This is a genomic window from Pedobacter sp. W3I1, assembly GCF_030816015.1.
Taxonomy (GTDB): domain Bacteria; phylum Bacteroidota; class Bacteroidia; order Sphingobacteriales; family Sphingobacteriaceae; genus Pedobacter.
This window is the reverse complement of sequence record NZ_JAUSXN010000001.1, coordinates 2395017-2407517: the sequence shown is the minus strand read 5'-3', so window position 1 is coordinate 2407517 and position 12501 is coordinate 2395017. Positions and strand designations below refer to the sequence as shown.

Genomic DNA, 12501 nt, shown 5'->3' with positions numbered 1-12501 from the left:
CTATTCTGGCGCGTTTGTGCACGTTAATTTACATTGTTTTTATATCTATTTACATGATCAATTTTCTAGAATTGAGACTATGGACAAAAACAAACGTATGTTTAATTGATAGCGTATTGATAATATTCTTGCAACTTTATTGCATAAAAGCGTATTCTAACTTTACTAGCGATTGTAAAACCTTATATTTGCATCTTTTTAAGATACAAACGGCTTTTATATGCAGCGCAAGTGGTTTCAATATTGGTTTAATTCGCCATATTATCATATTCTATATCAACAACGAAATGATGCTGAAGCCGAGTTTTTCATTGATAAACTTACGCATTTTCTTCACCCAAAGGCCGATGCCAAAATGTTGGATATTGCCTGTGGAAAAGGCCGACATTCTATTTACCTGAATAAAAAAGGCTTTGATGTTACCGGAATAGACCTGTCAGAACAAAGCATAAAATACGCCAAGCAATTCGAAAACACCAAATTACACTTCCTTGTTCACGACATGCGGAGACTGTTTTACATCAATTATTTTGATATAGCCTTAAATCTGTTTACCAGTTTTGGTTATTTTGACACAGAAAAAGACCATGTAAATGCGCTTAAAACTTTTCGCAAATGTTTAACCGCCGATGGTATTTTGGTGCTGGATTATTTTAACACCGAAAAGATCATTCGCAATTTAAATTCATGTGAAACGAAATCACTCGATGGCATAACTTTTCACATCACCAAAAATGTTATTGACGGGAAAATTATTAAAAAGATAAATTTCGAAGACAAACAAAAGATATATAATTTCGAAGAGCGGGTACAGGCATTTAGTTTTGAAGATTTTAAGCGTATGTTGAACAAAGCGGGGATGATTATCGAAAAAACCTTTGGCAGTTATGGCCTAGCGGATTTTGACGAAAACAGTTCTGACCGGTTAATCTTAATCTGTAAAAAAGCATGATGGAAAGCATACAGCAATTTGATGTAGAATTGTTTTTGAAAATCCACCGTGGACTTTCAAACGGCTTTTTTGATTGGTTGATGCCTTTAATGCGCAACCGTTTCTTTTGGTCGCCACTTTACCTTTTTATTGTTGTTTTTTGCATCAAGCAGTATAAAAAACAAGGTTATTATATCATTGGCATGGTACTGTTTACTTTTGCTATGGGTGATTTAATCGCCTCGAGGGTTGTAAAACCTTTGGTATCGCGTGTAAGGCCTTGCAATGATTTAAGTTTGGCGAACGATATCATCCACCGTGTTCCCTGTGGAAGCGGTTTAAGTTTTCCATCGGCGCACGCTACCAATCATTTTGCTATAGCTGTTTTTTTGATCTGCCTTTTTTATAGCAGATGGAAGCCTATTTTACCCATTGGTATATTCTGGGCATTTATCATCAGTTTTGCGCAGGTATATGTTGGCGTTCATTATCCTGTTGATGTAACTATTGGCGCTTTGCTAGGCATAACAATAGGCATTATCTGTTCGAGAATATTTAAAAAATTACAACCTGATTTTTAACTTATGGAAATCTGGAAACTCTGCGTACTCTTTTTTTGTGCCTTTTTAGGCGGAACCGCTATTTTTTTGGTAAAAAGTGATAAATCTAAATTACTTAAACTGATTTTATCTTTTAGTGGAGCCTATTTATTTGCCATTACGGTTTTACATTTAATTCCTGATGCCTACAGCGGGCCTGATAAATGGCAGATTGGCATTTTCATCCTGATTGGCTTCTTATTACAAATTTTCTTAGAACAGTTTTCAGAAGGTGTAGAACATGGGCACATCCATAAACATCACGACGGGCATATATTTCCCTTTGGAATTATGATCAGTTTGTGTTTGCATGCTTTTTTAGAGGGAATGCCTTTAGCAAAAGAACAGCACAATGAACTTATTTTTGGAATTTCGTTACACCATATTCCTGCAGCCTTTGCATTAGCCAGTATATTAATGCAGAATCATTTTAAAAAAAGCAGCATTGTATTTTATCTGATTGTGTTTGCCATTATGGCGCCCCTTGGCTTTTATGTAAGTGTTGGCTTAAGCAACGGAACCATTGGCGGTTTAGATGCCTATTTCAATAAAATTATGGGCATTGTAATTGGTATTTTCTTACACATTTCTACCACTATATTATTCGAATCGAGTGCCGATCATAAAATTAATACCCGTAAAATGATTGCCGTTTTATTTGGAATTGGTGTAGCATTAATTGGTTTCTTTGCCGGACATTAATTCAGTTGGCAGTTTTCAGTTAGCAGTTCTTAGTTGGCAATTTGAAGTTAACCGATTAATCAACCGATATCCGTTTTAAACGTTTAATCGTTTATACATTTAACTTTTATGAATAAACATCTGTAAATTAGTATATGGATGAGATTGTAAACGAACCTGCTGTAGCTTACCAAAAAAGGCATTATACTATTGAAGAATACCTGGAGATGGAAAAAGCATCAACAGTAAAGCATGAGTATTTTCAAGGTGAAATATTTGCAATGTCTGGTGCGACCTTTAATCATAATCTTATATTTTCAAATATTTTCGGCCCCCTTTTCTTTAAATTAAAAGGTTCGAAATGCATTCCTTTTGGAAGTGATATGAGAATGAATATCTCAGAAAACACCTTGTTTACTTATCCAGATATTTCTATATACTGTAACGAAATCAAACATTTAAGTGAAGATGGAGACACTATTCTGCAACCAACCGTAATAATCGAAATCCTATCGCCATCAACCAAAAATTATGACAGAGGGAAAAAATTTAACCTGTATAAAGATATTCCATCATTAAAGGAATACATCATGATCGATTCGGAATCTGTGTTGGTAGAGGCTTATTACATTGATGATGAGCAAAATTGGGTACTCCATAAACACGAAGAGATTTCTGATATACTAAATCTCGTTTCGATGGGATTCGACGTAGCCTTAACCGATATTTATAACCATATTTCCTTTAGCGCTGCAATGTGATTCCGCTCACAACTTCAATTGGGCAATTTAAACCATTAACCTTTCGTACCAATTCAATAAATTATGATATGGATGAGATTATAAATGAACCTGTTTTGGCCTATCAAAAAAGGCATTATACTGTTGAGGAATACCTTGAGATGGAAAAAGAATCGCAAGAAAAGCATGAGTATTTTCAAGGTGAAATATTTGCAATGTCTGGCGCTGGTGATAATCACAATGAGATTTTCAGCAATGTTTTTGGAGAAATAGCTTATAAGCTCAAAGGCACGCCATGCAGGCCCTATGGAAGTGATAAACGGATGAATATTCCCGAGAATACGTTATTTACCTATCCTGATATTTCCATTTATTGTAATGGTCTAGCGCATAGCGATGTTGATGTAGACACTTCAATTTTACCCACTGTGATCATCGAAATCCTATCTCCATCAACTAAAAATTACGACAGGGGCAAAAAATTTAATTTGTATAAAGATATTCCATCATTAAGAGAATACATTATGATCGATTCGGAATCTGTGTTGGTAGAGGCTTATTACATTGATGATGAGCAAAATTGGGCACTCCACAAACATGAAGAGATTTCTGATATGCTAAATCTTGTTTCGATGGGGTTTGATATAGCGTTAAGCGACATTTATGATCATGTTCGCTTTAGTAAGGAGAAATGAGTTTGTAAACAAAGTTGAGAAATGTAAACTGAAAACTGCCAATTACCAACTGCATCACTTCTTCGCTTTCTTCTTCCCATAACCCCATGGACAGTGCTTACACTTATTTTTGCAGCAATAACCACGCTTTAGATGGTAGGATTCGGTAAAAACCATCAGTCCATCTTCGTTAAAGTAAAAATCTTCGCCTTCTTTTAACATAATTATTGAATGAGAGAATTGTTGAATTAGAGAATGAGCGAATTTGAATGAGTGAATGAGATTTTTAAGTCATATCATCTTCATTCAAATCATTCTCTAACTCTCTCAATCAATCATTTTTACTATTAAGTATTTTAACTTCCAGCTTATTTTTAAAATGATCTTTAAGCTGTTTACCATCACCATGTAAAGTCCATACCTGTTTTGGTTTAACTTTTTCTATGGTTTCTAAAATTGCATCCCAATCTGCATGATCAGAAATATAAAGTGAAATCCCGTTTTGCTGCTGCAGGTTCTTCCATCCGGAGGCAAAGGCGCGTACTACATTAATCGCCTTATGGTAACTATGAAAAACCATTGGTGGCACAATATAAACCTGATTTTCCTGATTATTTTTCATAACCTTTCTATCGTACATTTTGTAATTTCCTACTTTCATGCCATAATCTTCATAGATTTTAACAAAAGGCATAATGCTATGGTGCACCATAATGTTCTTCGTAGGGCAATGCTCGTTGAGCAGCTGGATAATGCGCTGGCTTTTACCCAATGCATAAGCACCCAGCATGATATTCGTATTGGTTTCGTTCAGCTTTTGAATTTCGGCTATTGGTGAAGGATGTTTGGTTTCTGGATTAGCAAAGGTACTTTCCGTAATCAACACGTCTGCTTCTACAAATTCAAAAGGCTCGCATGTATTATCCGGTTCAATCTTATAATCACCAGTATAAAGGTACTTTACCCCCTTATACTCCATTAAAATCTGTGCAGAGCCCAAAATATGTCCGGCAGAATAAAAAGTAATAGTAACCTCTTTTATTTTGAAGGGCTCATGATAACTTTTGGTATAAAAATCTACCGCTGCAAATTTGCGGTAACGGTGTTTCATAAAAGTTGCAGTAGCAGCAGTACAGTACACATTCTGGCTTCCTCCAATAGCATGATCGCCATGCGCATGTGAAACCACCGCTTCTTTAACCGGCTGTTGCGGATCGAGGTAAAAATCACCGTAAACACAATATAAACCAGTTGGGGTAATGGCAATAAAATCTTCTAAAATCATGATAGGATAAATAGGATTTAAGGATGGTATGATTTAAGTAGATTAAGCGTTGGTGCTGTTTGATTTTTTGGCCGACTTAAGAAATTCCCGGTGTAAAGCTAAAACCTGTTCGATTATGGATTGCTGCTCATCATTAACAATAAAATGATCGGCCATTTTTGTCTTTTCTTCATCGCTGAGCTGTTTATCCATGCGGGCCATCACTTGCTCTTCAGTAACACCATCGCGTTGCATTAAACGCTTTAATTTAACTTCGTAAGGGGCGATAATCAAAATTGTAGTATCGCACAATTTATAAGAACCGCTTTCGAACAGTATTGCTGCTTCTTTTAAAGTATAAGGAACTGTTGAAGGAATGGTTGCTTCCCAGGCATCAAATGCTCTAAAAACTGCCGGATGAACCAATGCATTTAATTTTGCAAGCTTTTCATCGTTATTAAAAACGATGCCGGCAATATGTTTGTTATTCAGTTTCCCATCTTCAAAATAACTTTCTTTTCCGAAAGTAGATTTAATCCCCTCCATCAACAATACATCCGTGCACATGATTTCTTTGGCAACGGTATCGGCATAAAACACAGGGATTCCCAATACTTCAAAAACCTTGCAAGCAGTTGTTTTACCACTTCCTATGCCGCCTGTTATACCTACTTTATACATTATTTTTCTACAATGAAATCTATTTTAGAAGGAATGACACTCACCAATTTACAATAATCTGGAAATTCGGTTATATTAACCCTAAACTGTCGATGCCTTAAATTTTGCCATTCATCAACATCAATAGTAGCGGTAATAAAACTCTCATCAACCTGATCGTAATTACTTAAGGCCACTAAAAAGGTAACTTTAACTTTTTTAGGATAAAGTTTAATGCTGTTATAGCTTCGATTATTGGTGATTTTTAGAGGTACCTCGATCGTTTTTTCAGTAAATTCATCAACAGGGAGTTTAACCTCTACAGATGATGGATAGATGCTTACATTTTTATGGATACTGTGCTGTAAAGCTACTCTGGTAGTACTACTACTCTGTATTTTATCCTGTTTAAGCGTATCGGTTGGCCAAAATTTTATTTTTGAAAGCTCTTCTAACGGACCAGCTACCTTTACATATTTCGGATTGAGGATAATTTCACTGGAAATACCATATTGCTTTTCAAAGCTCAGTTTATCAATCAATTTTACGGGAACTTTTTTCACTACGCGTTTGGTGAAATCGAAATACAGGGTATCGGGCTTAACAGAAATTACCTTTTGCGTACTTTCTAACTGCCTGTTGATATTGAAAAGCTGATCGGAAAAAACGATAAAATCTTTGGTATTGAGCTGGCTCAGGTTAACAGAAACAGAAGGTGGACTGATCCTTAAACGGGCAAACAGTAACTGCCAGCCTGTTCCTTCTACCTGTAAATCTATCGTATCGGATTGTAAAGGATAAAATGCTCTTTTGGTGGGGGTATTTTTAAAAACTAATACCGTTTTAGCTACATAAATATACTTGTTGTTTAATGCCATAAAAAGCCATGCAGCTATAGCCAACAGCAAGCAGGCCAATAAGCTAAATACACGTCTTTTTTCAATCTTCGTTAACCTAATGAAGGGCATAATAAATTTAATGTTAGCTTTAAACTGGAAAAATATTATCCAAAATGCATTTAATCAAATGTAGTAAAACAAAAACAGTCCCGAAAGTTTTCGGGACTGCGCTTAAATTTTATTAATTTATTAGGCTTTAGGCGCTACAACTGCTTTGGTTGCATCTAAAGAAACTGCTGATTTATCGAAACGGATTTTCACACCACCTTCAACTTCGATCAAGAAAGTTGTTTCATTCATATCGGCAATACGGCCGTGAATACCCGCAGTAGTCACAATTTTATCTCCTTTTTTCAATTCTGCAACCAATTTTTTATGGTCTTTAGCTTTTTTAACTTGCGGGCGGATCATGAAAAAGTAGAAAACTACCATGATTAATACCATTGGTACAATTGTAGTTAGCATGTTACTACCACCTGCTGCTGCATCTAAAATTACTGTTAATGTCATTTCTTTTTTATTTGTTTTTTTGTGAATAGTTTATCATTATGGATTGCTGCCATAAACGATCAAACCAATTTATTTTTTAGCAAGTACCTCTCCTACCAAATGAACAGTGGTTACTGTTGGATTAGCATTTGAAGTAACGGTTACTACTTTATCCTGCATGCCCATTTTACCTTCGCTATTAAAAACTACGCTGATGACACCTTCTTTACCAGGTAAAATTGGCTCGCCCGGTACCTGCGGAATGGTACATCCACAGGTTGCTGTTGCATTTGAAACAATTAGTGGGCTCTTACCTGTATTTTTAAGTTTGAAATCGTGCTTAACTTTTTCGCCTTGCGTTATTTTACCGAAATCGAAAATATCGCGTTCGAAAACAATAACAGGCGCATCTGCCGGGGCAACTTTAGCTGTTTTTGATGTATCGTTACCAACCGAAACAGCTGTAGCCGTTTCTTTAGTTTGATTATTGGCATTACGACATGCTCCGAATGAAAGTGCAGCAATTGCCAGGATAAATGTTCTTTTCATTTTTAATCTTCGATTAATCCGCGGCCAATCTTTTTAATGGTATTGTTTTTCTTAAGATCGCCTAAAATTTTGTCTAAAATACCGTTAATAAATGAATTACTCTTCGGTGTACTGTAATCTTTTGATAACTCTAAATATTCGTTAATGGTTACTTTAACCGGAATAGATGGAAAGTTTAACAATTCGCAAATGGCCATTTTCATTAAAATGGTATCCATTAATGCAATACGTTCTGATTCCCAGTTTTTGGTTCTATCGGCAATCATTTCCTGATATTTTGCATCGTTCTGCAAAGTATGTACAAAAAGATCCTGAACAAATTTGCTGTCTTCAACCCAATCGGCACTAATTTCGGTCAATTTATTTTTGAAAGGATCTTCGGATGTAAAGTTTTTCAAGGTTTTAGCCACCATACCTTTCATCACTTCGTGATCTACCTGCCAGTTGATAAATTTCTCTTCAAAAACCTGCAAAATGGCCTGGTTTTTTAAGATGATTTTCCGGAAAATGTATTTGATAATATCTTTTGATGATTCTAAACTTTCGTTAGGATCGACAAGATAATCGGCATATTCTTTTGATGCTTTTAAGGAATTGTAAACTGTTTTACGAATTTCCGGATCGAAACCCCAGTCTACTTTGTATTTTTTAACTGCAGAAACGTACTCAGGGTTCTGCTGCATTAAAACGCTAAACTTATTGTGTAGCAATTTCATGTTAGGATTAATATCCTCTGCTGTTTTGATAAACTTATTTGCGCGCTCTGCGGCGTCGTTAGCAGTAAATTCGGTAACTTCTACCATTAAAGATAACATCCAGATGTACATTTCGTACACGCTATCGATGCTCTGCATTAAAGTTTTCAAATCACCTTTAATGTCTTTTTTGTCTGCCATGTGCCAAGCAAAAATATTTTGCAAAGCTTTGATTCTTAAGTGCCTTCTGTTTAACATGAATGTAAGAACGAGTGCGGTTTTTTAAAACCTGTTTTAATAATTATGATTTAATATGACGATTTAATTTTTTTAACATCTGCAATCCTTTTTTCAGCAATGCGGTTTGCAGCAATATTTGTTGATATACTTTCAGCTTTACTTAATTTAATTACACTGCGGGTTGCATCGTAAATATTCTCGGTAAGCTGCACTGTACGTTTTTTACCAAAGCCCGTTAACTCAGAGTAGCAAGAAATCAATCCACCAGCATTGATTAAATAATCCGGTGCAAATAAAATTCCTTTCTTCAAAAGCAATTCGCTATCTAAAACCTCATCTTTTAACTGATTGTTTGCTGAACCTGCAATAATTGCAAATTTCATTTTTTCGATGGTTTTGTTGTTTACTGTAGCGCCCATTGCACATGGCGCATATACATCGGCATCAGTTGTAAAAATTTTATCAGCCTCGATCGGTTTTGCTTTATATTTCCGGGCAACATAAGTGAGTTGCTCCTGATTAATATCGCTAATCAAAACTTCGGCATTTTCTTTTCTCAATAACGCAACCAGGTGTTCACCAACATTTCCGATACCTTGAACTACAATGGTTCTTCCGGCAAGCATATCTGTACCGAAAACTTCTTTAACACTGGCTTTAATGCCTAAATAAACACCCTGTGCAGTAAAAGGAGCCGGATTACCAGCACCACCAATTGATTCGGGAACACCGGTAACATAATTGGTTTCCATACGGATATATTCCATATCGCGTGTATTGGTACCCATTTCTTCTGCAGTGATAAATTCGCCATTTAGGTTTTTAATAAACCTACCGTAGCTACGCATTAAAGTTTCTGTTTTGTCTTTTCTGGAATCGCCGATAATTACGCCTTTTCCACCACCCAGATTCAATCCCGTTATCGCTGCCTTGTAAGTCATTCCCCGCGATAAACGCAGCGCATCTTCTAAAGCTTCGCCTTCAGTACTATAACTCCACATGCGTGTTCCGCCTAAAGCAGGACCCAATGTGGTATCGTGTATAGCAATAATTGCTTTTAAACCTGTATCTGGATCGTTGCAAAAAACCAATTTTTTATGCCCATAGACACTTAATTGATCTAAAATTGAAAAATCTGACGGAGAATTTGCTGGCATATTGAACGTTCGGCTAACCTGCTGCAAAATTAAAATAAAAAACCATTATTACATGTATTTAACGAAACTATAACAAAATATATTCGGTTCTGGCTAAATTAATAAACCTTTGAGATTTTTAAAACGTTATAGGCTGAAGGTAAATGATTCAAAAAAACCTGGTTAAATCCACTAATGATTGGTTCGTGAGTACACGAAACCAAGGCGTAAGTATTTAATGAAATTAATTCGGTTCTGGCTAAATTAATAAACCTTTGAGGTTTTTAAAACGTTATAGGCTGAAGGTAAATGATTCAAAAAACTTAGATAAATCCACTAACGATTGGTTCGTGAGGACACGAACCAAGGCGTGAGAAGCGAATGAGATAAATATCCAATGCTTTTCTCTATAATTAAACTGACAACAGATTTCATTGAACCGAACCCTACTGCTCCTGGTTAAATAAACCTGATAGGAATGCAAAGCCCGATTCTTCATCGGCTTGAAATGATAGCAGGACTGTTATAGCGATGAAAGGCAGAACCACTCGTTTTCAAAAAACAAAGACATTTAAACAAACCCTACAAATAATATTTTGCGCCAACAATGTCATTATTTTTTAAAGCTTATTGCCGAATAAACAAATATGCATCATGAAATAACAAAATTATCTAAGTTTGTATGGAATGAAACATTTAAGCCGATTAAACAAATACTTTCTTAAATACAAATGGTGGATTATACCCGGAAGTATTTTCGTGGTAATTTCTAATATTTTTGGGGTAGTGCCTGCTCAGGTAATTGGCTATGCAGTTGATCTGATTACCGAAAACATTCAGATATTTAATCTCTTTTATGGTTTTGATCGGCAGGCCATCATTTACGACATATTTAGCAGCAACCTTTTATATTTTGGGTTGCTGGTTATTGCACTTTATTTATTGAGGGGGTTGTTTCTGTTCTTTATGCGTCAAACCATTATTTTAATGTCGCGGCATATAGAGTTTGATATGAAGAACGATATCTACCAACATTATCAGGAGCTGAGCTTAGGTTTTTACCGCAGAAATAATACCGGCGATTTAATGAACCGCGCTACAGAAGATGTTAACCGGGTGAGAATGTACGTTGGTCCGGCGATTATGTACACGATTAACACTTTTGTTTTATCTGTGCTTATTATCTGGTCGATGTTTGATGTAAATGCCAAACTGGCCATTTATTGCCTGTTGCCCCTTCCTTTCCTAGTGGTGATTATCTATTATGTAAATACGCTGATCTTCAAAAAAAGCGGGAAGATACAGGAACGTTTATCAGATCTTTCCAGTTTTGTACAGGAGCGTTTCTCGGGGATCAGGATCATTAAATCATATGTCCGCGAAGATTACACCCGAAACATGTTCTCCATCCAGAGCAATGACTATAAAAAGGATTCGATGAGCCTGGTTAAAGTATCGGCTTTGTTTTATCCTACCATGCTTCTATTAATTGGATTGAGTACCATTTTAACCATATATATTGGCGGTATCCAGGTAATGAATGGCAGCATCACTGCAGGGAATATTGCCGAATTTATCATTTACATCAACCAGTTAACCTTTCCGGTAACCATGTTGGGTTGGGTTACCTCTTTAATCCAGCGGGCTGCTGCATCGCAAAAAAGGATAAACGAGTTTTTAGATATCCCATCCGACATCCAGTCGAAAGAAACTGTAGAAATTGAGCTTACGGGCAATATCAAATTCGATCATGTGAGTTTTACCTACCCAGATACGGGCATTGAGGCCTTAAGGGATGTGAATTTTGAGATCAATAGTGGCGAATTTGTAGCCATTATCGGGAAGACAGGGTCAGGAAAATCGACATTGGCTAATCTGATTATGCGGATGTATGATGTAGAAAATGGCGCAATAGATATCGATGGAAAGAATATAAAAGCACTCAATCTTAAAGATTACCGTAGCCAGGTTGGCTTTGTACCGCAAGAGGTTTTCCTTTTTTCGGACACCATAAAAAACAATATAGCCTTTGGTTTAGACCAAGTTACCGATGAAGAAGTGCATACGGCAGCAAAAAATGCCTCGGTTTATACCAATATTATCGGCTTCGAAGAAAAATTCGAGACGATGCTGGGTGAGCGTGGAATTACGCTCTCTGGAGGACAAAAACAACGCGTCTCTATCGCAAGAGCATTGATTAAATCGCCAAAAATTTTAATCTTCGATGATTGTCTTTCGGCGGTTGATACTAAAACCGAGGAGGAAATACTACAAAACCTGGGTAAAATCATGGCTGGGAAAACAAGTATTTTAATTGCGCACAGGATTTCGACCATTAAAAATGCAGATAAGATTTTAGTGCTGGATAACGGCAAAATCATTGAACAAGGCACACACAATGAATTACTTAGTTTAAATGGCAGCTATACCGAGCTTTACAACCACCAGCTTTTGGAGGAAGAAACAAGAACTATTTAAATTGTATTAAAATTGTATTTTGAACTTTAAATATTTGCTTTATATTTACCGAAACCAAAAACCAACATCAATACCAACCATGGGAGAATTCGACAACAAGGAAAGAGAAGAAGTTTTTTCAAAGAAAGTAAGAGCAGGTAAGAGAACTTATTTCTTCGACGTGAAGGCTACAAGATCGGGTGATTATTATTTAACAGTTACCGAGAGCAAGAAAAGATTAGAAGACGGTGTGTTTGTAAAACATAAAATCTTCTTATACAAAGAAGATTTCGAAAAATTTGCAGAGGGACTAAACGAAACTGTTGATTACATCAAAACTCACCAAGATGTTGTTGAAAAACGTTATGAATATTCTGAAAATGGAGAACATAGCACTAAAGCAAGCGACGATTTTACTTTTTAAGTAATTATAATTTCAATAAAAAGCCTCCGTTTTTAAAATCAGGAGGCTTTTCTGTTTGTATAC

Annotated in this window: 15 protein-coding genes; 7 read left to right on the top strand and 8 right to left on the bottom strand. The window is 36.0% G+C overall.

Going from position 1 to position 12501, the window contains the following annotated elements; genetic code table 11:
- The first annotated feature begins 220 nt into the window (after positions 1-220).
- The 5 genes from QF042_RS10105 to QF042_RS10085 all read left to right on the top strand — a co-directional run bounded on the left by QF042_RS10105 (position 221) and on the right by QF042_RS10085 (position 3646).
- The gene (locus tag QF042_RS10105; protein ID WP_307527867.1) at positions 221-952 is read left to right on the top strand and encodes a bifunctional 2-polyprenyl-6-hydroxyphenol methylase/3-demethylubiquinol 3-O-methyltransferase UbiG; all 732 of its coding nucleotides are present in this window, start codon (positions 221-223) and stop codon (positions 950-952) included.
- Entirely contained in the window at positions 949-1512 is a 564-nt protein-coding gene (locus QF042_RS10100; protein ID WP_307527866.1) for a phosphatase PAP2 family protein, read from the top strand. The genes QF042_RS10105 and QF042_RS10100 overlap by 4 nt, the downstream gene beginning before the upstream one ends.
- Before the next feature lie 3 nt (positions 1513-1515).
- Positions 1516-2232, top strand: a complete 717-nt coding sequence (locus tag QF042_RS10095; protein ID WP_307527864.1) for a ZIP family metal transporter — start codon at positions 1516-1518, stop codon at positions 2230-2232.
- Positions 2233-2366: 134 nt separating this feature from the next.
- Positions 2367-2972, top strand: coding sequence for a Uma2 family endonuclease (locus QF042_RS10090; protein ID WP_307527861.1), 606 nt, complete (start codon positions 2367-2369; stop codon positions 2970-2972).
- Between the two features lie 68 nt (positions 2973-3040).
- Positions 3041-3646 carry a Uma2 family endonuclease gene (locus QF042_RS10085; RefSeq protein WP_307527859.1) on the top strand — a complete coding sequence of 202 codons (606 nt, stop codon included), beginning with the start codon at positions 3041-3043 and terminating at the stop codon, positions 3644-3646.
- Between the two features lie 54 nt (positions 3647-3700).
- Here QF042_RS10085 and QF042_RS10080 read toward each other — a convergent pair whose 3' ends face one another.
- From QF042_RS10080 to QF042_RS10045, 8 genes are all read right to left on the bottom strand, one after another.
- Positions 3701-3847, bottom strand: a complete 147-nt coding sequence (locus QF042_RS10080; protein WP_307527857.1) for a DUF5522 domain-containing protein — start codon at positions 3845-3847, stop codon at positions 3701-3703.
- A gap of 109 nt (positions 3848-3956) precedes the next feature.
- Positions 3957-4910 (bottom strand): exonuclease, encoded by a 954-nt coding sequence (locus tag QF042_RS10075; protein WP_307527855.1) that lies wholly within the window; start codon positions 4908-4910, stop codon positions 3957-3959.
- 42 nt (positions 4911-4952) lie between these two features.
- Positions 4953-5570, bottom strand: coding sequence for a dephospho-CoA kinase (coaE, locus tag QF042_RS10070; RefSeq protein ID WP_307527853.1), 618 nt, complete (start codon positions 5568-5570; stop codon positions 4953-4955).
- The gene (locus tag QF042_RS10065; RefSeq protein ID WP_307527852.1) at positions 5570-6517 is read right to left on the bottom strand and encodes a YbbR-like domain-containing protein; all 948 of its coding nucleotides are present in this window, start codon (positions 6515-6517) and stop codon (positions 5570-5572) included. The genes coaE and QF042_RS10065 overlap by 1 nt, the downstream gene beginning before the upstream one ends.
- Positions 6518-6637: 120 nt before the next feature.
- Complete coding sequence (yajC, locus tag QF042_RS10060; protein WP_307527850.1) at positions 6638-6958, bottom strand: preprotein translocase subunit YajC; 321 nt, start codon at positions 6956-6958, stop codon at positions 6638-6640.
- A gap of 69 nt (positions 6959-7027) precedes the next feature.
- Positions 7028-7486, bottom strand: coding sequence for a DUF1573 domain-containing protein (locus QF042_RS10055; RefSeq protein ID WP_307527847.1), 459 nt, complete (start codon positions 7484-7486; stop codon positions 7028-7030).
- A gap of 2 nt (positions 7487-7488) precedes the next feature.
- A complete protein-coding gene (gene nusB, locus QF042_RS10050) occupies positions 7489-8439 on the bottom strand; it encodes a transcription antitermination factor NusB (protein WP_307527845.1) in 951 nt (316 codons plus the stop codon).
- Positions 8440-8489: 50 nt separating this feature from the next.
- Positions 8490-9578: a Glu/Leu/Phe/Val dehydrogenase gene (locus QF042_RS10045; protein WP_307527844.1), complete on the bottom strand. Its 1089-nt coding sequence runs from the start codon at positions 9576-9578 to the stop codon at positions 8490-8492.
- Between the two features lie 666 nt (positions 9579-10244).
- On the opposite strand from QF042_RS10045, the gene QF042_RS10040 reads away from it, so the two are divergent.
- Both QF042_RS10040 and QF042_RS10035 read left to right on the top strand, forming a co-directional pair.
- On the top strand, positions 10245-12035 hold the full coding sequence (locus tag QF042_RS10040) for an ABC transporter ATP-binding protein (protein ID WP_307527842.1): 1791 nt from the start codon (positions 10245-10247) through the stop codon (positions 12033-12035).
- A 79-nt stretch (positions 12036-12114) separates the two neighbouring features.
- A complete protein-coding gene (locus tag QF042_RS10035) occupies positions 12115-12438 on the top strand; it encodes a DUF3276 family protein (RefSeq protein WP_029275977.1) in 324 nt (107 codons plus the stop codon).
- Positions 12439-12501: the final 63 nt, after the last annotated feature.